At 63.1% G+C, this 21,175-nt stretch carries 16 protein-coding genes and 1 pseudogene; 5 read left to right on the forward strand and 12 right to left on the reverse strand.

The genetic code is table 11. From position 1 onward, the window contains the following. Positions 1-28 precede the first annotated feature (28 nt). The 7 genes from LB577_RS26305 to LB577_RS26335 form a co-directional block, all read right to left on the reverse strand. Positions 29-250, reverse strand: coding sequence for a twin-arginine translocase TatA/TatE family subunit (locus LB577_RS26305; RefSeq protein ID WP_013895102.1), 222 nt, complete (start codon positions 248-250; stop codon positions 29-31). A 180-nt stretch (positions 251-430) separates the two neighbouring features. Next, complete coding sequence (gene scpB, locus LB577_RS26310) at positions 431-1,195, reverse strand: SMC-Scp complex subunit ScpB (RefSeq protein WP_224689545.1); 765 nt, start codon at positions 1,193-1,195, stop codon at positions 431-433. After that, positions 1,192-1,992 (reverse strand): segregation and condensation protein A, encoded by an 801-nt coding sequence (locus LB577_RS26315; RefSeq protein WP_224689558.1) that lies wholly within the window; start codon positions 1,990-1,992, stop codon positions 1,192-1,194. The genes scpB and LB577_RS26315 overlap by 4 nt, the downstream gene beginning before the upstream one ends. Before the next feature lie 64 nt (positions 1,993-2,056). Beyond that, on the reverse strand, positions 2,057-3,076 hold the full coding sequence (gene nagZ, locus LB577_RS26320) for a beta-N-acetylhexosaminidase (RefSeq protein ID WP_224689546.1): 1,020 nt from the start codon (positions 3,074-3,076) through the stop codon (positions 2,057-2,059). Between the two features lie 235 nt (positions 3,077-3,311). Further along, entirely contained in the window at positions 3,312-6,701 is a 3,390-nt protein-coding gene (locus tag LB577_RS26325; RefSeq protein ID WP_224689547.1) for an SPOR domain-containing protein, read from the reverse strand. Positions 6,702-6,804: 103 nt separating this feature from the next. Further along, complete coding sequence (gene argS / locus LB577_RS26330) at positions 6,805-8,562, reverse strand: arginine--tRNA ligase (RefSeq protein WP_023778721.1); 1,758 nt, start codon at positions 8,560-8,562, stop codon at positions 6,805-6,807. Positions 8,563-8,624: 62 nt separating this feature from the next. Then, complete coding sequence (locus tag LB577_RS26335) at positions 8,625-9,839, reverse strand: deoxyguanosinetriphosphate triphosphohydrolase (protein WP_023778720.1); 1,215 nt, start codon at positions 9,837-9,839, stop codon at positions 8,625-8,627. A gap of 90 nt (positions 9,840-9,929) precedes the next feature. On the opposite strand from LB577_RS26335, the gene erpA reads away from it, so the two are divergent. From erpA to LB577_RS26360, 5 genes and pseudogenes are all read left to right on the forward strand, one after another. Beyond that, on the forward strand, positions 9,930-10,277 hold the full coding sequence (gene erpA / locus LB577_RS26340; protein WP_224689548.1) for an iron-sulfur cluster insertion protein ErpA: 348 nt from the start codon (positions 9,930-9,932) through the stop codon (positions 10,275-10,277). Positions 10,278-10,287: 10 nt separating this feature from the next. Next, positions 10,288-10,680, forward strand: coding sequence for a VOC family protein (locus LB577_RS26345; RefSeq protein WP_224689549.1), 393 nt, complete (start codon positions 10,288-10,290; stop codon positions 10,678-10,680). Between the two features lie 7 nt (positions 10,681-10,687). Beyond that, entirely contained in the window at positions 10,688-11,482 is a 795-nt protein-coding gene (xth, locus tag LB577_RS26350) for an exodeoxyribonuclease III (RefSeq protein ID WP_013895093.1), read from the forward strand. 86 nt (positions 11,483-11,568) lie between these two features. Continuing rightward, complete coding sequence (locus tag LB577_RS26355) at positions 11,569-11,886, forward strand: hypothetical protein (RefSeq protein ID WP_318013560.1); 318 nt, start codon at positions 11,569-11,571, stop codon at positions 11,884-11,886. A gap of 135 nt (positions 11,887-12,021) precedes the next feature. Further along, positions 12,022-12,347 (forward strand): annotated as a pseudogene (locus LB577_RS26360) (endonuclease domain-containing protein). 190 nt (positions 12,348-12,537) lie between these two features. On the opposite strand, the gene LB577_RS26365 reads toward LB577_RS26360, so the two are convergent. The 5 genes from LB577_RS26365 to LB577_RS26385 all read right to left on the reverse strand — a co-directional run bounded on the left by LB577_RS26365 (position 12,538) and on the right by LB577_RS26385 (position 20,895). Next, positions 12,538-13,389: a tetratricopeptide repeat protein gene (locus LB577_RS26365; RefSeq protein ID WP_031250208.1), complete on the reverse strand. Its 852-nt coding sequence runs from the start codon at positions 13,387-13,389 to the stop codon at positions 12,538-12,540. Next, positions 13,376-15,100, reverse strand: a complete 1,725-nt coding sequence (gene ilvD, locus LB577_RS26370) for a dihydroxy-acid dehydratase (RefSeq protein ID WP_224689551.1) — start codon at positions 15,098-15,100, stop codon at positions 13,376-13,378. The genes LB577_RS26365 and ilvD overlap by 14 nt, the downstream gene beginning before the upstream one ends. A gap of 307 nt (positions 15,101-15,407) precedes the next feature. After that, on the reverse strand, positions 15,408-16,637 hold the full coding sequence (locus LB577_RS26375; RefSeq protein WP_224689552.1) for an OmpP1/FadL family transporter: 1,230 nt from the start codon (positions 16,635-16,637) through the stop codon (positions 15,408-15,410). A 358-nt stretch (positions 16,638-16,995) separates the two neighbouring features. Then, positions 16,996-19,779, reverse strand: a complete 2,784-nt coding sequence (locus LB577_RS26380) for a valine--tRNA ligase (RefSeq protein ID WP_224689553.1) — start codon at positions 19,777-19,779, stop codon at positions 16,996-16,998. A 267-nt stretch (positions 19,780-20,046) separates the two neighbouring features. Next, positions 20,047-20,895: a PopZ family protein gene (locus LB577_RS26385; RefSeq protein WP_224689554.1), complete on the reverse strand. Its 849-nt coding sequence runs from the start codon at positions 20,893-20,895 to the stop codon at positions 20,047-20,049. Positions 20,896-21,175: the final 280 nt, after the last annotated feature.

Here is a 21,175-nt window from a genome sequence, read left to right on the forward strand (position 1 = left end):
CAATCTGTTCCGACTAGAACTTTCTGGCTCAGCTTTTGCTGGCTTTTTCCTTCACGGCCGAAACGGTCTCGTCGGCACGGTGTTCGACAGTGCGCTTGTCTTCGGCGACGTCGTCATCCGCCATGCCCTTCTTGAAGCTCTTGATGCCCTTGGCCATGTCGCCCATCAGTTCCGGAATCTTGCCGCGGCCGAACACCAGCAGCACGATCACCAGCACGATCATCCAGTGCCAAATCGAAAATGAACCCATAGCTAATCTCTCTCGAACGTTTTCCCTGGCGATGATCTATGCGTTTTCGCGTTGGGATTCAAACACAACAGCGACAGAGTTTATGAAAGGGTGGCGGTTGTCACGCATTTTCAGTGTGATGGCCCGCTACGAATCCGCGCATGTACAGTCTGCCGACTGCTTTTGAAACAGATTTCGCGGTCAATCTTCCGTGACGCGCGGCGTTAGCAGGCCGAGTTCCTCGAGATCGATGTCGGTCAGCGGATCCTCGTCCTCGGTCAGCGCATCCGGGTCGGCCGGCGGCTGCGGAATGGAGAAATTAGACGGCATGCGGCCCGAAAGCAGGCCGGCGCCCTTCAATTCTTCCATGCCGGGGAGATCACGGATTTCCTCGAGCGCGAAATGGTCGAGGAAGGTTTCGGTGGTGCCGTAGGTGACCGGACGGCCGGGCGTTTTGCGGCGGCCGCGCATGCGCACCCATTCCGTCTCGAGCAGCGTGTCGAGCGTGCCTTTCGAGGTCTCGACACCCCGGATGTCCTCGATCTCAGCGCGCGTCACCGGCTGGTGATAAGCGATGATCGCCAGCACTTCGAGCGCCGCCCGCGACAGCTTGCGCTGCTGCACCGTATCGCGGCTCATCAGGAAGGCCAGGTCGCCGGCGGTGCGGAACGCCCAACCATCACCGACGCGCACCAGATTGACGCCGCGCCGGGCGTATATCTGTTGCAGCTCGGCCATCGCGAGGGTGACGTTGATGCCGTCGGGAAGGCGTGCGGCAAGCTGCTTTTCGCTCACAGGTTCGGCGCTGGCGAACACGATCGCCTCTGCCATGCGCACGGCCTCCGCCATATGCAGCCGCTCGGCAGGATTCTGGACCTGCTCGGCGCCCCCCTCGGCAACAAGCTCCTGCTCCGGCTCATCTTCGACCTTGAACGGGATCACGGAAGCATTGGCGCGTTCGCTCATGTTGCCACCTCGACTGCCTTGATCGGCTGCACCCGGCCGCGCAGATAGATCGGTGCGAACGTCTGATCCTGACGAACGTCCATCGTGCCGTCACGCACCAGCTCCAATGTCGCCGCAAAGGAACTGGCGATCGCCGTGCGCCTTTCCTCGGGACTGGTCATGTACGCGATCAGGAAACTTTCCAGCGTCGTCCAGTCGCTAACAGCCCCGACCAGGCGGGTCAGGACGTCGCGCGCGTCCTTGAGCGACCAGACGCCACGCCTGGCGATCGTCACATTGTTGATTGCCTGCTTCTGCCGCTGCTGGGCATAGGCGGTCAAGAGATCGTAGAGCGACGCCGAATAGGCGTTGCGCTTCTCGATGATGACCATTTCGGGCATACCGCGCGCGAACACGTCGCGGCCGAGCCGGTTGCGGTTGACCAGACGCGCCGCCGCGTCGCGCATGGCTTCCAGGCGCTTCAGCCGGAACTGCAGCACCGCCGCCAGTTCCTCGCCGCTTTCGCCCTCATCGCCCGGCTGCTTGGGGATCAGGAGCTTCGACTTCAGGAAGGCAAGCCACGCCGCCATCACCAGATAGTCGGCGGCAAGCTCGAGCCGCAGCGCCCTCGCCGTCTCGACGAAGGCCAGATACTGCTCGACCAGCGCCAGGATGGAGATGCGCGCCAGATCGACCTTCTGGGTGCGGGCAAGGTGCAGGAGAAGGTCGAGCGGACCTTCGAAGCCGGCCACGTCGACGACCAGCGACGGGTCGCCCGTCAGCCGTGAATCGTCGTTCTCGGCCCACAGGCGGTCCATCGGTGCGGCCTTCGCGGCCTTGCTTTCCAATGTTTCCGCCACTGCCTCGTCACTTCCCTTTCAGCTAGGCCACCGCATCGAAATAGGTGGCGAATTCGGCGCGTATTTCGGTTTCTTCGGCCGCGTCGCGATTCTCTATATAGGTCATCGCGCGCTTTGCACGCTCAAGCGACTTGCCCTCAAGCCCTTTGGTCCGCGACGCGATGCCCGCCATCTCCTCGAAAACGCCGTTGCAGTGAAGGACCAGATCGCAGCCCGCCGCAAGGATCGAGGCCGCCTTTGTCGGGAAATCCCCAGAAAGTGCCTTCATCGAGGTGTCGTCGCTCATCAGGAGCCCATCAAAGCCTATCTCGCGGCGGATGATCTCGTCGATGACCTTGCCGGACGTCGTCGCCGGGTTGTTGGGATCGATGGCGCTGTAGACGACATGCGCCGTCATCGCCATCGGCAGATGGTTGAGCTCCCGGAACGGAGCAAAGTCGTGCCGCTGCAGATCACCGAGCGAGGCGTTGACGACGGGCAGCTCGAAATGGGTGTCGGCGAAGGCCCTGCCATGGCCTGGAATATGTTTCATGACCGGCAGCACGCCGCCCGACATCAGGCCTTCGGCAGCGGCGCGGCCGAGTTCGATGACCGGACGCGGCTCCTTGCCGTAGGCGCGCGCGCCGATGACGTCGCTGGCGCCCTCGATCGGCACGTCCAGCACCGGCAGGCAATCCGCCGTGATGCCGTAGCGCAGCAAGTCGAAGGCGTGCAGGCGCGCCAACAGCCAGGCCGCGCGGGCACCGGCGTCATGATCGTCGCGCCACAACGCGCCAAGCGCGCCGCCCGAGGGATAGTTCGGCGCCAGCGGCGGCCGCAGGCGCTGCACCCGGCCACCCTCCTGGTCGATGAACACCAGCGCATCGGGACGCCCGATGCAGTCGCGCATCTCGGCGACCAGATCGCGGATCTGCTCGGTCTCGCCGATGTTGCGGGCAAACAGGATGAAGGCCCACGGGCATTCATTGCGATAGAAATTGATTTCTTCGCGGGTGAGCGATTTCCCGGCACAGCCGAGGATCATGGATTTTGATTCGGTCATGCCTGGAGTCTAGGACTTCGCGCGACGAAAGGGAATCGTCCCGGGATCACCGCCGCCCGGCGCCAGAACGGCTTCCACATGAAAAAAGCCGGCGCGGTCTAAGACCGCGCCGGCTTGATTGGTTGACCGGTGACTAGAGCGGCTCACCGTTTCACGGAAACGGCAAACCGGTCTAACTCTTGGTTTTGACGCAATTCCGAACGGAAAACCGCTTCACGCTTTTCCTGGAATTGCTCTAGCGCGACACGAAGCAGTTGCCGCCGGCAGCCTTATAGTTGGTGCACAGGTTGATGGCATCGTTGCGCGACTGGGCCACGACGCGGACGCGGTAGAACGTGCCCTTGCCGGCGATCTCGGCCTTGACGATGTTGGCTTTGCGGCCGGAAAGCACGCTGGCGTAACGACGCTGCAGATCCTGGTAACTCGACTGGGCGCTTTCCACCGTCGGCTGCGAAGCAACCTGCATCGACCACGAACCGCCACCGGTTGCCGTCGTTGCCGGATCGATGGAGGCGACCTGATCGGGCTTGACCTCGCCGACGACGTCGACCGGCTGGTCGGACGGACGCTGCGGCGCGATCGCAACCTTGGCCGGAGTATTGGCTGACTGCGTATTGGCTGACTGGGCCTTTTCCGGTTTGGCTGCCGGCTTGAGGGCCGGCGCGTCGTCCGACTGTGCGGCGACGGGCGCCACGGTGCCGGTCTGGTCGGCATCAGACTGGGCCGCAGGGGCGACATGCTGCGGCGCCGGATCGGCCGGTTCGGTGACGGCCACCTGCGGTGCGGCCGGAGCCGGGTCCTCGCGCGGCACCAGCGAGCCGTCCGACTTGACGACCATGGTCCTCACCTTGCGCGGCGCAACGGCGACGACATCGGCGTTGGTGCCCTTCTCGGCATCCTGCAGCACCTGCGCGATGCGATCCTCGGACTTGGGTGCCGGCGCTGCGTTGTCGGCTGGCGCCGCAACGCCGGTCGGCGCTGCATTGGCAGTCGCCGGCGCCGCATTGGCGGTCGTCTGCGCGGCGTTGTTGTCGCCCGTTTCGCCGGCGGCAGCGTTCTGGTCGGCCGCGGCGTTCTGATCGGGGGAAAGATCGACGGCACGTGCCGGATCCTTCGCCTGCACATCCACGGGCTCCTCGACGTCGGTGACAAGCTTCTGCTGAACCGGCTCGGCCGGTTTCGCGCCCTTGACCACCGCGTCATAGACCTTGTTGTCCTGGTTCGGCACCACGGTGCCGCCCGGATTCTCAGGCTTGACCTTGATCGGCGAATTGTCGGCCTTGACGATCACCGGAGCTTCGCTGCCGCCCTTGCCGCCCAAAGACAGCGCAAAGGCGCCAAGACCGCCTGCAACCGCCACCGCACCGACAATCGCTGCGATGAACAGGCCGCGACGCCCCGACGACTTGGCCGCCTCGCGTTCGCCCAGACCCGGAACGGACATCGCCTCGTCGAGTTCCGGATCGTAGTCGAGTTCGTCGACGGTGAAATCGTCCGCCTGCGAAACCGGCTGGCTGCCTGGCAGGCTGTCGAGGTCGAAGCCGTCAGCGGCATCGGCATAACTTGCGGTCGCCGCCGCACGGGCCGGCATTCCCGCCGGTCGCGCGGCATAGGTCCGCGCTTCCGGCTGATAGGCCGGTTTTGGCTCTTCATAGGCCGGATTGAGCCCACCAGGGTTGAAACCGGCATTGTAGGAATCGTCGGCATAGGAAGCGCTGCCGGCGGAAGCCGGCGCCACCTCGACCGAATTCATCTCGGTCAAAAGGCTGGCGAACTCCGCATCGAGATCGTCATAGCCGGCAGCCGTCGGTGCATCGTCCTCGAAATGCAGCTCCGGAATGTCGAGATCGTCAGCCAGCGCCACGACGCGCTCGGGCACATCGACCGTTTCGACATCGGGCATCTCGTCGTAGCGCGGGGACTGCGGCGCCGGCGGTGCTGAGATGGGGGTTGTGTAGGCAGCAGCCGCAGCCGGTTCGGCCGCACGGTAGGACGGCACAGATGCCACCGCTGGGGCCGCTTCCGGTGTGGCGGTCCTGGCCGCCATCGAAGCGGACGGCTGCGCGGCAAACGCCGGCGGCTGGGGAACCGGCGTCACGCGACTCCACGAGCGGGCTGGCTCCGTCGGCGTGGAACGTTCCGCCAGCCAATCGCGAGAATCATCCCGATCCTGCGGGGAAGCGGCCCCATCACGTGGATCGAGGCTGTTGGCCAAGGCGGCGTCGAATGCAGCATTGTCGAAATCGACGTCGACCTCGGCGGCATCCGAGCCGTGATCCCCGAGCTCATCGAACAGCATATCGTCGAGATCGACATCGGCGGCCTGGGCGGCATGCGCCTCTTCGGACGCCGGCTCATCGAGATCCCAGTCGAGGTCGCCAGCAAGGTCGGCGGGCTCGTCGGCAACCGTCTCTGGTGCGGCAGCAGGCTGGGCGGGAGCAGCGGAAGGCTGGGCCACAAAGGGTTGGGCGACAAAGGGTTGAGCCATGACGGGCTCTTCCTTGGCCGACGGAGCCGTGCGCTGGGTCATGGCACCCAGCAGCGCGTTCAACTCGTCTTCCAGGCTTCGTTCATCGGCGGCAGGGGCCGTCACGGTTGCGGCGGGCGCCACCAGCCAGGCGGGAGTGGCCGCGGCCTCGGCGACGACCGGCTCTTCGGCACGCTCGGCAGCACCGTCATCCAAGCTCGGATCAAATGCGTCATCCGACACGGCTTCAGGGCTTGAAAATTCGCCAGTATCCACGGCATCGGCGCGCACTTCGTCTGCTTCCGCCTGATCGAAGGCCACCGGCTCGTCCGCTGGAACGTCAAAATTCACATCGACATCGGCGATGACGTCGTCGAAACGGCCCTCGAAATCCTCGTCGGAAATCGCCTGGTCCTGGTCCTGGTCCTGGGCGGCCGCCACCGGCTCTGGGTACTCCACCGTGGTCGCAGCCGCATGACGCTGATCCATCGGATGGTCGTCGAGCATCAATTCGTCTTCGAGCGGAATCGCGGCTTCGTCGTCGAATTCAGGATCGGAGGCGGCCTCGAGAGCCATCGGCACTTCGGCAAACGCGTGCTGGGTGCCGGCGACTTCGTCCTCGATGCGGAAATCCTGATCGAGCGACGCGGCGAGCTCGTCCTCCATCGGCACATCGTCTTCAAAGGGGGAAACGTCTTCGAGCGAACTGGCGACGGCACTATCGAAATCGGCGTCGAAGGCAGGTTCGACGGCTGGTGCGGCTTCGGCAGCGCTGGGGTTCGCATGGCTGGCGACGGACGCCTGCTCATCGGCAGCCGTGAAGTCCAGGTGGAAATCGTCGTCGAGCGAAAGCGCAAGATCATCGTCCGCGCGAAGATCGTCGTCCGTCCCATCATGAGCGGGAGCTGTTTCGAATGCCGGCTCATAAGCTTCCACAACCGGAGCGGCGTCGCTGTCGTCAGCGTCGAACTCGCCCATCAGTTCCTTTTCGAGGTCGATATCGAAGTCGCCCTCATCCGCCGGCTGACTGGCGACATCGGCTTTCGGCTTGACCGGCTGGCGCGGGTCGAATCCCATGATCCTGGTCAGTTCCGCGAACGGATCATCGTCGGCGATGTCGTTGTTGTCGGCTACTCTCAGCTGGGTTCTGTCTGCCATTATTGTTCCCGAACTCGCACTCAGTCGGACGCCATGGACGTCGCGCAGGGTTGGCCCTTACCAGCGCAATGTGGGCAAAAGGTGACAGGTTTTTTAGTCAAACCTAACGCATTTCGGTGGGCGCAGCGGCTCCGATCAGCGTCAGGCCGGACGTCAGAACGTCCGAAACAGCCTGCACCAGCCCTAGTCTGGCATGCGTCAATTCTCGGTCGTTAACCTTAACAAAACGTAAGTCCGGATTATCTGTGCCACGGTTCCAGTGTCCGTGGAAACTGGAAGCGAGATCGTAGAGGTAGAATGCCAGCCTATGCGGCTCCAGCGCAAGCGCGGCGGATTCGATGAGACGTGGATATTCCGCGAGCTTGCGGATCAGGCCGATCTCGCCCTCATCGGTCAGCGACGTCACGGCCGCCACAAGGCTGTTGCGGTCGAAATTCGCCTCACCCAACTGCTCGCTCGCCTGCCGGAACACCGAATGGCAGCGCGCCGAGGCGTACTGCACGTAAAACACCGGATTGTCCTTGGACTGTTCGGTCACCTTGGCGAAGTCGAAATCGAGCGGCGCATCGTTCTTGCGGTAGAGCATCATGAAGCGGATCGGGTCGCGCCCGACTTCCTCCACCACTTCGCGCAACGTCACGAAATCGCCGGAGCGTTTCGACATACGAACCGGCTCGCCATCGCGAAACAGCTTGACCAGGTTGCACAGCAGCACGGTGAGCTTGACGTCGTCGCCGGCAATTGCCCGCGCCAGTGCTTCCAGCCGCTTGACGTAGCCGCCATGGTCGGCGCCAAGCACATAGATCAGGTCGACGAACCCGCGATCGACCTTGTCCTTCAGGTAAGCGACGTCGGCGGCGAAATAGGTGAATGAGCCGTCGGACTTGACCAGCGCCCGATCCATGTCGTCGCCGACCGCGGTCGAGCGGAACAGCGTCTGCTCACGGTCTTCCCAGTCGTCCGGCTTCTCGCCCTTGGGCGGCGGCAGCTTGCCCTTGTAGATATGGCCCTTCAGCGTCAGGTCGTTGATCGCCGACCGGATCTTCCTGGCATTGTCGGCATGCAGCGTGCGCTCGGAGAAGAACACGTCGTGATGCACGTTGAGCAATGCCAGGTCCTCGCGGATCATCGCCATCATCGCATCGATGGTCCGGTCCTTGACGATGGCCAGCGCCTCGTCATCCGGCATCTGCAGCAAGGAGCGTCCAAATTCCTTGACCAGGGCCTCGCCGACGGGGACGAGGTAGTCTCCGGGGTAGAGCCCTGGCGGAATCTCGCCGATGTCCTCGCCGAGCGCCTCGCTATAGCGCAGGAAGGCCGAGCGTCCGAGCACGTCGATCTGCGAGCCCGCATCGTTGATGACATATTCCTTGGTCACGTCGTAACCGGCAAAGGCCATGATATTGGCGAGCGCGTCACCGACAACCGCGCCCCGGCAATGGCCGACATGCATCGGCCCGGTCGGGTTGGCCGAGACATATTCGACATTGGTTTTCCGGCCGGCACCGATCGTCGAGCGGCCATAGTTGCGCCCCTCGCCCAGAAGTGCCGACAGATGGGCCTGCCAGAAGCCGTCCTTGAGCCGGAGGTTGACGAAGCCCGGACCGGCGACCTCGGCGGCGGCGACATCCACGTCATCCCGCAGCGCCAGCGCCAGCCTGTCGGCCAACACGCGCGGGTTCTGCCCCGTAGGTTTGGCCAGCACCATTGCAGCATTGGTCGCAAGGTCGCCATGGCTGGCGTCGCGCGGCGGCTCGACGGCGATGCGCGACAAATCGGGCGAAACGCCGTCTTTGTCTTTCAGATCAAGCGCTTCGACAGCCTTTATGACTCGCGCGGTGAAATCGGCGAAGATGTTCATGGGTATTGCTCTGGCGGCTTTATGGCGAATCCGGCTCGTTGGCCGGCAAAATCGAGCCCGCCCTAGCTCAAATCCGGGGTGCGGTCAAACAAACGCCGGTGTTCCTTCAGCGCGTAAGTGTCGGTCATCCCGGCTAGAAAGTCGGCCACGCTGCGGGCCTTGATGCGATCTTCAGCCCGGTCCAGCCCCTCGCGCCAGCCATCCGGCATGGCGCGCGGGTCGGCGAAATAGGCATCGAACAGGTCCCTGACGATCTGCTCGGCATCGGCGCGCACCCGCATGACTTCCTGGTGGCGGTAGAGGTGCTTGTAGAGGAAAGCCTTCAGTTCCTTCTCCACCGCTGCCATCTCGGCGGAAAAGGTCACCATCGTCTCGCCCGCCGCCCTCACCGCATCGGCGCTCTGCGGCCTGACGCGCTCCAGATTGGCTGTCGTCGACATGATCACGTCCTCGACCATGGCGGTGATCTGCCGCCGCATCAGCTCATGGCCGGTGCGAACGTCATCGAGCCTTGGATAGCGCTCGCGTACACCCTCCAGGATCGTTCCCGGCAGCGAGACAGTCTTCAGCATGTCCAGCGTCAGCAGCCCTGATCTCAACCCGTCGTCGATATCGTGGTTGTTATAGGCGATGTCGTCGGCGATCGCGGCACATTGCGCCTCGATGCCGGCGAACCGGTCCAGTTCGAGGTCCTGCAACTGCGAGTAATCGCGGATTGCCTGCGGCACCGCTCCTTTCAGGCCCTTGCCGCTGCCGTCGGTCAGCGGGCCATTGTGCTTGACCAGCCCTTCCAGCGTTTCCCAGGTCAGGTTCAGCCCGTCGAATTCAGCGTATCGCGCCTCAAGCCTGGTCACGATGCGCAGCGATTGCGCGTTGTGGTCGAAGCCGCCCCATTGGGCCATCTTCTCGTTCAGCGCGTCCTCGCCGGTGTGGCCGAAGGGCGTGTGGCCGAAATCATGCACCAGCGCCACCGCCTCGGCCAGATCCTCGTCGCCGCGCAGCGCACGCGCCAGGGCACGCGCGATCTGCGCCACTTCGATCGAATGGGTCAGCCTCGTGCGGTAGTGGTCGCCTTCATGGGCGATGAAGACCTGCGTCTTGTGCTTCAGCCGCCGGAACGCCGTCGAATGGATGATGCGATCGCGGTCGCGCTGGAACGGCGTGCGGGTCGGGCTCTCGACCTCGTCGAACAACCGGCCGCGCGAGCGCGCCGGATCCGTGGCATAGGCCGCGCGCGGCCGATAGCCGAATCCGATGTCGCCCAACTCGTTGGTCATGGCTGATGCTGCCGCGGTTGACTTGATCTAGTTGACTTGGCCCCTCTCGCTTCATACCTATCATGTGAAACCGAAAGCAAGGTGACGCCCATGGGCGCAGATGCCAAGATTGCCATGAAAGTCGACATGACCGAGGCCGCCGCCAGGCGGATCGCCAAGATCGTCTCTGGCGAAGCCGGCAAGACGGCGCTGCGCGTTTCCGTCGAAGGCGGCGGCTGCTCGGGCTTTTCCTACAAGTTCGACCTGGTCGATACGCGCAATGACGATGATGTGGCCATCGAGAAGGATGGCGCAACGGTGCTGATCGACGATTTGTCGCTGGTCTATATGGGCGGCTCGGTGATCGACTTCGTCGACGATCTGATGGGCCAGTCCTTCCAGATCAAGAACCCCAACGCGGTCGCCTCCTGCGGCTGCGGCACCAGTTTCTCCATCTAGCGGCATTGCGATGCCTGCCGTCGGCGCGGTCCGTCAGGTCGCGCTGTCGGCCGGACGCGACCTTGATTCGACGCTGGCCTTCTGGCGCGATGTGCTCGGTATGGGCGTTCACGCCCGCTACGATCCCCCGGGTATCGCCTTCATCATGGCGGGCGATGTGCGCCTGCTGTTCACAGACGGCGTTCCGGCCGGCACCGTCTATCTCGACATTGCCGGCCTCGAGCCCTTCCACGCCGAGGCGAAAGCCATGGGGGTCCCCTTCACCGCGCCGCCGATGCTGGTGCATCACGATACCGAAGGCCAGTTCGGTCCGGCGGGAGAAAGCGAGTGGATGGCCTTTATAAAAGATCCTGCTGGCAATACGATCGGCCTCGTCGAACGCCATCCGCCGCAGGAAGAATAAGACCATCATGAAAATCGTCACCTGGAACATCAACGGCGTTCGCGCCCGCATCGGCAACCTCACCCATTGGCTGACCGAGAGCGCGCCCGACATCGTTTGCCTGCAGGAAATCAAGACGGTCGACGACCAATTCCCGCGTGCCGAGATCGAGGCGCTGGGCTACAATGTCGAAACCCATGGCCAGAAAGGCTTTAATGGCGTGGCGCTGCTGTCGAAGCTGCGCTTCGACGAGGTCACCAAGGGCCTGCCGGGCGACGACGCCGACGAACAGGCGCGCTTCATCGAAGGCGTGTTCTCGACCGACAAGGGCGCCCTTCGCGTCGCCTCGCTCTATCTGCCGAACGGCAATCCGATCGATGACGAGAAGAAATTTCCTTACAAGCTGTCCTGGATGGCGCGGCTGGAGCGCTGGGCCGAAGAGCGCCTGAGGCTGGAGGAGGCGCTGGTGCTGGCTGGCGATTACAACGTCATTCCCGAGCCGATCGACGCGCGGTTTCCGGAGAACTGGCTGGGCGACGCGCTGTTCCAGCCGCAGACGCGGCAAGCCTTCCGGCGGCTGCTCAACCTCGGCTTCACCGAGGCGGTGCGCGCGGTCACCGATGCGCCGGACACCTACACCTTCTGGGACTATCAGGCCGGCGCCTGGCAGAAGAACAACGGTATCCGCATCGACCATCTGCTGCTGTCGCCGGAAGCCGCCAACCGATTCTCGTCGGCCTCGATCGAAAAACATGTGCGCGCGTGGGAAAAGCCGTCCGACCATGTGCCGGTGGCGATCGACCTCGCCTTGTTGCCGGCCTGACGGAGAAGCGCCCCCGGGCCAGATGCCGGGACACAGCCGAGCTGGACCTCATGTCGCCACATTCAGGCGCATGATGGGAGATCATCATGGCGGCTGGGGTTCCCATGAGCGTTCGATTTCTTGTTTGTCCGATCGGCTTGGCATTTGCCACCGCCGCTATGGTGCCGGCTTTCGCCGCACCGGAATGTCTTGCCAATGGCAAATCCTATCCGGTCGGTCAGGTCGCCTGCCTGACCGTTGCCGACCAGAGCCATCTTGCGCGCTGCGAGATGGTGCTCAACAATACATCCTGGACGAAGGTCGGCGACAACTGCCCCGAAAACACGATGGCGCCGCACCTGCACGTCACCCCGATCTCGACGCCCGCGCCAAGCATGGTGCCGACGGAACCCACCGAGAACTAAGCCAATCTTCCCCCCCTTGTGGGGGAGATGTCCGGCAGGACAGAGGGGGGCGCCGTAGAGCGCCAGTCCCAACAGCAACCGAGCATCGAGAATGCCTCGCCTCTGCCTCCAAACCATCGTGCAAACGCCAAGTCGATGCGCAAGGTGATGACGACGCCGAGTTGAAGCTCTGGAACGAGCTTCGCGCGCACCGGTTGATGGGGCTTGGCTTCCGGCGGCAATTTCCGATCGCCGGCTACATTGTCGACTTTGCTTGTCCAGAGAAGAAACTGGTGGTCGAAGTTGATGGCTCCCAACACGCGGAAGGCGATGCCGTCGCGGGCGACGAAGCGAGATCATCACGTCTGGGGAAGAATGGCTGGACCGTCCTGCGCTTTTGGAATGACGACATCATCCGTGACATCGACAATGTCTGCCAGCACATTGCAATCGTGGCCAGTGTTGCGGGTACATCAGCATAACAGCATGGCTGGCGGGACAGCGCCCCCCTCTGTCCTGCCGGACATCTCCCCCACTTGGGGGGAGATTGGCTGTCACAACCGTTTTCGCCAATCTCCAACGTTGCAAGAAAACGCGCCGGCAGCCAAGCTGCCAATCTCCCGGTCCAAACACCCCCTTGCGGGGAACATCGGCAGTTCGGCGGTCAACGCCTTACTGTTCCGCGTTGGTGGTGCCCTTGGTCAGGATGTCGTCGGCGAGCGAGATCGCCGTGCGCCGGTCCGCTTCGCCGGCGGCGGCGAAGGCCTCTTCCTGCATGCCGCGGATCCAGGGCTGATCGGCCGGCGAGGCGCGTTCGAGCGCCGCCGTCATCATCGCCAGGCCACGAACGATCTTGCCGCTCTGGAACAGCAGGTGGCCAAGCGTCGCCTGGGCACCGGCATGGCCCTTCTCGGCGGCAAGCTGGAACCAGCGCCCGGCCTGCTTGACGCTGGCCTTCACCCCGCCCTCGCCCTTGAGGAACATCTGCCCCATCTCGAACTGGGCGTTCGGGTTGCGGTAGTTGGCGGCGGCGCGCATGTAATATTCCTGTGCCGCCACCTCGTTCTCGGCGACCGGGCTGCCGGGAATGCCCTTGCGCAGGTAATCGCCGAGCGCCACCAGCGCGTCGGAGACGTAGCTTTCCTCGGGCGAACCGGGCTCTACGTCCTGGTCGACGATCTCCGAGAAGAACTTGAACGCTTCATAGTCGTCGCGCGCCACGCCGTCGCCCTCGGCATACATGCGGGCAAGCTTCCAGGTGGCGCCGATCTGGCCGTTTTCGGCGGCATATTTATAGGCCTCGGCGGCCTGTTCCTTGTGGCCGTTCTTGTAGGCGGAGAAGCCGAACTGGAACACCGCCCAGGGGCTAGATTGCGGCTTCACGCCGGTCTTGTCGTCGAACACCTTGTCGTCGAAGGCCAAAGCCTGGCCCACGGCGCCAAAGATCGCAAACGCGACAAGTGCCGGCAGGACAGATGACCTCAACAACTCTGGTGTTGACTTCAACAACTCAGATATCCGCATAGCAGTGTGTTTCTTTCGCACCGCCCGGATGGGTGACCGCGCCGTCGCGGGCGGAACCTACCGTCTGTGCGTATTTCCAAATCGCGCCCGACTGATAGTCGGTCGTGCGCGCCTTCCATGTCTTTGCCCGCGCCGCCAGTTCGGCCTCGGTCAGCGCCACTTCGATCGTGCCGTTCACCGCGTCGATCGAAATCACGTCGCCATCCCGGATGAGACCGATTGGACCGCCAACCGCCGCTTCGGGGCCGACATGGCCGATGCAGAAGCCGCGTGTCGCGCCCGAGAAGCGGCCGTCGGTGATCAGCGCCACCTTGCCGCCCATGCCCTGGCCATAGAGCGCTGCCGTCGTCGACAGCATCTCGCGCATGCCTGGCCCACCGCGCGGCCCTTCGTAGCGGATGACGAGAACCTCGCCTTCCCGGTAATTGCGATGCGTCACCGCCTCGAAACATTCCTCTTCCGAATCGAAGCAGCGCGCCGGGCCGGAGAATTTCAACTCCGTCATGCCCGCGACCTTCACGATCGCGCCTTCGGGGGCAAGGTTTCCCTTCAACCCCACGACACCGCCGGTTTGGGTAATGGGTCTGTCGGCCGGGCGGACCACATCCTGGTGTTCATTCCAGGAAACATGCTCCATATTTTCGGCCAAAGTGCGGCCAGTGACCGTCAGGCAATCACCGTGCAGATAGCCATGGTCGAGCAGCGTCTTCATCAACAGCGGAATGCCGCCGGCCTCGAACATGTCCTTGGCGACATATTTGCCGCCAGGCTTGAGATCGGCGATGTAAGGCGTCTTCTCGAAAATCCTGGCCACGTCGAACAGGTCGAACTTTATCCCCGCCTCATGTGCGATCGCCGGCAGATGCAGGGCCGCATTGGTCGAGCCGCCGGTGGCCGAGACCACGGTCGCCGCGTTCTCCAGCGCCTTCAGCGTGACGATGTCGCGCGGCCGGATGTTTTTCGCGATCAGTTCCATGATTTTTTCGCCGGAGGCGAAATTGAAGCGGTCCCGCATTTCGTAAGGCGCGGGCGCTCCGCAGGAATAAGGCAGCGCCAGGCCGATCGCCTCGGCGACGGTCGCCATGGTGTTGGCGGTGAACTGGGCGCCGCAGGAGCCGGCCGAGGGACACGCGACCTGCTCGATCTCGAGCAGTTCGTCATCGCTGATCGTGCCGACCGAGTGCTGGCCGACAGCCTCGAACACGTCCTGCACGGTGATCTGCCGGCCGCGATAGCTGCCGGGCAGGATCGAGCCGCCATAGATGAAGATCGACGGTACGTTGAGGCGCACCATGGCCATCATCATGCCGGGCAGCGACTTGTCGCAGCCGGCCAAGCCGACCAGCGCGTCGTAGCAATGGCCGCGCATGGTGAGTTCGACCGAATCTGCGATGACCTCGCGCGACACCAGCGACGACTTCATGCCCTGGTGGCCCATGGCGATGCCGTCGGTGACCGTGATGGTGCAGAATTCGCGCGGCGTGCCGTTGGCGGCTGCGACGCCCTTCTTGACCACTTGCGCCTGGCGCATCAGCGAGATGTTGCAGGGCGCCGCCTCGTTCCAGCAGGACGCGACGCCGACCAGCGGCTGCGCGATCTCGGCCGCTGACAGGCCCATCGCATAGAGATAGGAGCGATGCGGCGCACGCGCCGGACCGACGGTCACATAACGGCTAGGGAGCTTGGCCTTGGAAATGACTTTGGTGTCCATACTCTGCCTTGCCCCATCTTCCCTGCAAATGGGGCGGTGCGGCCTCTCCCATCGCCCGAGCCTTTTGGCGCGTGTCCCGAGACAAGATCGAGGTGCGCCGGGTTTATGGCGGGAAATGGGCAATTTCCTCGGCCTGGCTTCTAGCCCAGGGGTTGTTCAGGAAGTGTTGCCAAAACGTCACAATCGCACGAGGCGCCAACAGTGCCGCCTATATGCAACGCGGCCTGGATACCGGGCGCACCGGCGGCGCCGGCTCAAACGAAAAAGACCGGGCATTGCCCGGCCTTTTGTTAGAATTTTCAGTCAGTTAGAACTTGATCTTGATACCGCCAGAAATCGCTGTGATCAGATCGTTGCCGAAATCGTAGCTAGCATCCTCGCCTGCGACATATCCGTTCTCACCAGCTAACTCCCCTGAGTGGCCGCTGGTCAGCACGCCGATCGCTCCAGCAAGCCGCACCTCGATATTGGGCCGCGGCGTATAGGCGACGCCGCCGCCCAGGGTCCACGTATCAGACTGCGCGCCATAGCCATGCGAGGTACCACGATCCCAGGAAAGCTGGCCGGCGGCGCTCCACTGATCGTTGAATTTGTGGCCGACACCACCTGAAACGGTCCAGCCATCGCGGTACATCAGGTCGAGCGAAGTCACCGCAACCGGAGAACCCGTGACGCATGACGATGCCGCAAAGCCCACTGGGCAGATCGGGACGCTTTGCAGCAAGCTCCAGTTGACCCACTTGATCGAGCCGAAAGCGAGCCAGCCGGGCGCGATGCCTGACTGCAGTTTCAACTCCACCGAGTCCGGCATGTACTCCGTCGCACCGAAGATCGGCGTAATTTTCCCGCCAACACTGGTAAGATCAAGCGTTCCCTCGATATTGTCGAGCTTGACTTTCGAATTGTAGACTAGGCTCGCGCGCAATGCGATGTCGGGGATTTCGTAGGCGACGCCGGCTCGCCAACCCCAACCGTTGGCCTCTAGGTCGACGCGGCCGATCGGTGACGGCCCAAATGGATTGAAACCCACCAAGCTTTCTTTGAAGCCTGAAATTTCCTGGTAGAATAGGCCGCCGATAAAACGGAGCTGGCCCTTGCCGACATCGAACTTGTAGGAGCAGGTGCCGGCGTAATTGTTGCTCTTGATATCCGTTTCGACGTTGGAAAACGCGCCATTCCACGACGCGCCGGGGGCTGTGTGGGCGCCCCACGGCTGTGAATAGTCGACCATGCAGTCGAAGCCTTGCACAACCTGAACTTTCCCACCAATACGGGGTACCCAATAGCCCTCGGCGCCATCCGCCGTGGAATTGAGGAAATTGAAGCCGCCCGGACCCCGCGCATTTTCATACTTGCGGTCTGGCATCACATAAGTCGCTTCCGCCTCCGTAGCGAACGGCGCCGGATCGAACAGCAAGTCGATATCGTAGCCGCCGCGCTCCAGGCCGCCGGCATGCGCTGAACCCATCGCCGTCCCAATCAAAGCCAGCGAAAAGCACCCCGCCCCCAGCAGGGCTTTCAAACGCAAAGTGTTCATGGATGTCCTCCCCGAGTAACTAGTGGCTCAAGCTAGAACCAATTCGGGTTAACGGCGCAACAACGAATTCGGAGGCGTACATGTACACGTTCGCCAAACGCGTTTTCGACAAAATGCAACGCGGCGCCAGAACGCCGAAAATAGCTGACCAAGGCCTGCCCTGGCCTTGAAAGGGAAAGAAAACCGGCCGAAAAGGATCAAAAACAGCCTTTTTATGGGCCTACTGGCCCCATTGTTACATTATGGCAACAATGGGGCAAAAACTTCCGTTTACGTCAAAATTAACGCAACGGAATGCCCTTTTTCGGGGCAGGTTACGTATGGGAATTTCCTCCGGCGTCACGGCGAATCTTGCCTCTCAACCGGCGTCGCGGACCCTGGTCAGCGCCACCGAAAGCTTGTCCTGCGCATCGCGGTATTCGGCGAGCTTCTCGCGTTCGGCCTCGACGATCTCGGCCGGTGCGCTGGCGACGAATCGTTCGTTGGACAGCTTCTTGTGCAGGCGTGCGATCTCTTCGGTGACCTTGGCCAGTTCCTTCTGCAGTCGTGAGGCCTCCGCGGCGAGATCGATCAGGCTGCCGAGCGGCAGGCAGATCGTCGCCTCGTTGAGCACGATCTGCGCCGAGCCCTTGGGTGCGGCATCGGCGAGCGAGATATCGCCGGCGCGCGCCAGGCGCTTGATCGCCAACTCTTCGCGCACCAGCCGTTCACGCGTCACGGCGTTGGCGCCGACGACGACGAGCGGCGCTATCGCACCCGGCGGCACGTTCATCTCCGAGCGCACCGAGCGGATGCCGGAGACGAGATCGACCAGCCAGTTGATGTCGGCGGCCGCGGCCGCGTCCTCGAAGTCCGGCGAAGGCCAGGCCGCATGGCACAGCAGCGACTCACGCTCCTTGCCCTCGCCCGCCGTCTGCGCCCACAGCTCTTCCGTCATGAACGGCATCATCGGGTGCAAGAGCTTGTAGATCTCGTCGAGCACGAAGGCGACGCAGGCGCGGCTTTCGGCCTTGGCCGCCTCGTCCGTGCCCATGAACACCGGCTTCAAGAGTTCCAGGTACCAATCGCAGAACAGGTTCCAGACGAAGCGATAGGCAGCGCCCGCCGCCTCGTTGAAGCGGTATGAGGTGATGCCGTCCGTGACCTCGCGCGCCGCGCGCGTCAGCTCGGTCAGGATCCAGCGGTTGACCGCCAGCTTGGCGTCGTTCAGCCAGAAATCGTCGTTGCGGGCGACTTCGTTCATCTCGGCAAAGCGGGTCGCGTTCCACAGCTTGGTGCCGAAATTGCGGTAGCCGGCGATGCGCGCCGGGTCGAGCTTCACGTCGCGCCCCTGCGCCGCCATCACGGCCAGCGTGAAGCGCAGCGCATCGGCGCCATATTCGTCGATGAGGTCGAGCGGATCGACGACGTTGCCTTTCGACTTCGACATCTTCTGCCCGTTCTTGTCGCGCACCAGCGCGTGCATATAGACGGTGTGGAACGGCTCCTCATCCATGAAGTGCAGGCCCATCATCATCATGCGGGCGACCCAGAAGAAGATCAGGTCGAAGCCAGTCACCAGTACGTCGGTCTGGTAGTAGGTCTTCAGCTCCGGCGTCTGGTCCGGCCAGCCCAGCGTCGAGAATGGCCACAGCGCCGACGAGAACCAGGTGTCGAGCACGTCCTCGTCCCGGGTCAGGATTTCACCCGGCTTGTAGTTCTCGAGCTTGTCCTCGACCCAGGCCTTCCACGGCCCTTCCAGGGCCAGATAATATTCTATCGCCGCGCTCAAAGCCTCCTCTTCGGTCTTCTCGACGAAGACGCGCCCGTCCGGCCCGTACCATGCGGGTATCTGATGACCCCACCAAAGCTGGCGCGAGATGCACCAAGGTTCGATATTTTCCATCCACTGAAAGTAGGTTTTCTCCCAGTTGCCCGGTATGATCTTGGTGCGCCCCTCGCGCACCGAGGCGATCGCCGGCTTGGCGAGTTCGGCAGCGTTTGCATACCACTGCTCGGTCAGGAACGGCTCGATCGGCACGCCGCCGCGATCGCCATGCGGCACGGCGTGGCGATGCGGCTCGACCTTGTCGAGGAAGCCGCCGGCCTCCATCAGTTCGACGATCTTCTTGCGCGCGGCGAAACGGTCGAGGCCATCGAGTTCGTCCCAGACCACCAAGCATTCGGGCGTCACATCGAGGCCGGCGAGAAAATCCTCATTATCCTTGAGCTTGATGCCGGCTTCGACAGTCAGGATGTTGATCGCCGGCAGCTTGTGGCGCTTGCCGACCTCGAAGTCGTTGAAATCATGCGCCGGCGTGATCTTGACCGCGCCCGAACCCTTTTCAGGGTCGGAATACTCGTCCGCCACGACAGGGATCTTTCTACCGACGATCGGCAGCACCACGTTCTTGCCGACCAGATGCTGGAAGCGTTCATCATCCGGATGCACGGCGACCGCGGTGTCGCCCAGCATCGTCTCGGGACGCGTCGTCGCCACGACGATGAAGGTCTTCGGGTTTTCCGGGTCGAACGCCACGCCCTCGATCGGATAACGGAAGTGCCAGAGATTGCCGTTGACCTCCTGCTGCTCCACCTCGAGATCGGAGATCGCGGTCAGCAGTTTCGGGTCCCAGTTCACAAGGCGCTTGTCCTTGTAGATCAGGCCCTCCTTGTAGAGCGTGACGAACACTTCGAGCACGGCCTTGGAAAGGCCCTCGTCCATGGTGAAGCGTTCGCGCGACCAGTCGGCCGAGGCTCCGAGCCGCTTCAGCTGGTTGAAGATGGCGCCGCCGGATTCGGCCTTCCATTCCCACACTTTCTCGATGAACTGTTCGCGCGTCAGGTCGCGGCGGTGGATCTGCTTTTCCATCAGCTGGCGCTCGACCACCATCTGCGTGGCGATGCCGGCATGGTCCATGCCCGGCTGCCAGAGCACGTTCTTGCCGCGCATGCGCTCGAAGCGCACCAAAATGTCCTGCAGTGTGTTGTTGAGCGCGTGGCCCATATGCAGCGAGCCGGTGACGTTGGGCGGCGGAATGACGATGGTGAAGGCTTCGGCCCCCTCCTCGGCGCCGGCGCCGGCGCGAAACGCGTCGGCCTCTTCCCACACCTTGGCGATCTTCGGCTCGACGGTCTTTGCGTCGTAGGTCTTTTCAAGCATGGGGAAACGGTCCGCGCTGTCGGGATTTTTTGCTGGTTCGGTGTAAATCGGAAGGCCTTGGCCAAGTCAACCGCAAGGGAGGACTCGGTTCACCACAAGCAGATAGGCGCGGCCTTGTCCATTTCAACGGAAGGTCGTGCGAGTGCCAGTCGCGTCTTGACCACCGGCATCACGGCAATACCGTGCCGGCGCTGCCGTAGAGCACATCGGCTTCAGGAAAGCGCCGATCGAGCGCGACGCTTTTGATTTCTGAATGGGCCGTGATCCTTACTGCGCGCCGCGCGCGACGCGCTCGATCTCTTCGCGCACCAGTCTTTCGACCAGCGTCGGCAGATTGTTGTCCAGCCAGTCCTGCAGCATCGGCCGCAGCATCTCTTCGGCCATCTCGTCGAATGTCTTCTTGCTGCGGCTGGCGAAGGCGTCGGACAGCTCACCGAAGGCAGCGGCCACCTGCCGGCCCGTGTGCTCGGAAAGGATTGCGGCGCGGGCCGCGGGCGCTTCATTTGCGGCACGCACCTCGGAGGTGCCTGCCGGAGCACCGCTTGACGAAGGCCGCTCGACAGCAGGCTCCGCCACCGGTTCATCCACTGGCGCCTCGGGTTGGGCAACCGGCTTGCGGACGCTCCTGTCCGGCATCGCCTTCGCCTGCTCGCCAACCGCGGCGATCTCGCGCCGCCAATCGGCGACGATGGCATCGCTCGTCGCACCGGCCTCGGGGGCCCCAACCTGCGGGACCATTGGCGCTTCCGTCCTGACGGCAGGCGCCGGCTCGGCGGCGATCCTGGCGCTGACCTCGGCAAGCGTCATCGACGGCTTGACCGGGGCGGCATCGACGCGCGGCGATTCCATGCGCGCGATCACAGGGTCGGGCGATGGCGCCTGGATTTCTGCGAGCGCCACCGGCTTCCTGACTTCGGGGGCAGCCTGCAACTCGGCGCGAAACGCGTCGACGTCGGTGGTTGCAGCCGCGCCCGATGCCGGCTCCAGGTCCTGGCGCAGCTCATCGGCCTCGCCCGGCTGCTTGCGGCCGTTATCGCTATCCTCGATGATCCTCCTGATGGAAGCCAGTATCTCTTCCATGGAAGGTTCGCGCTGTGCGCTGCTTGCCGTCGCCATCGTCACATCCGCCGCCCTTGTGACCTCTGTAGTCTTCCGCTCCGGCAAAAAGCCGGATTCGAATCATGGCCACAGCGTAACCGACGGATCGCCGCACGAGAATCCCCAATCTGGGGACATGTGGGATTTCAACAGATTAGAGCAATTCCAGGAAAAGTGTGAAACGGCTTTCCCAGGAAAAGCTCGTAGCGCTTTCCTTTGGGAATTGCGCCGAAACAGGGAGATAGAGCGCGAAGCCGAAAAAGCGGGACAGTTTTTCGAAATATCCCGCTCGACCAAG

This window comes from Mesorhizobium sp. B283B1A, assembly GCF_020165735.1.
In the GTDB taxonomy this organism is placed as follows: domain Bacteria; phylum Pseudomonadota; class Alphaproteobacteria; order Rhizobiales; family Rhizobiaceae; genus Mesorhizobium; species Mesorhizobium opportunistum.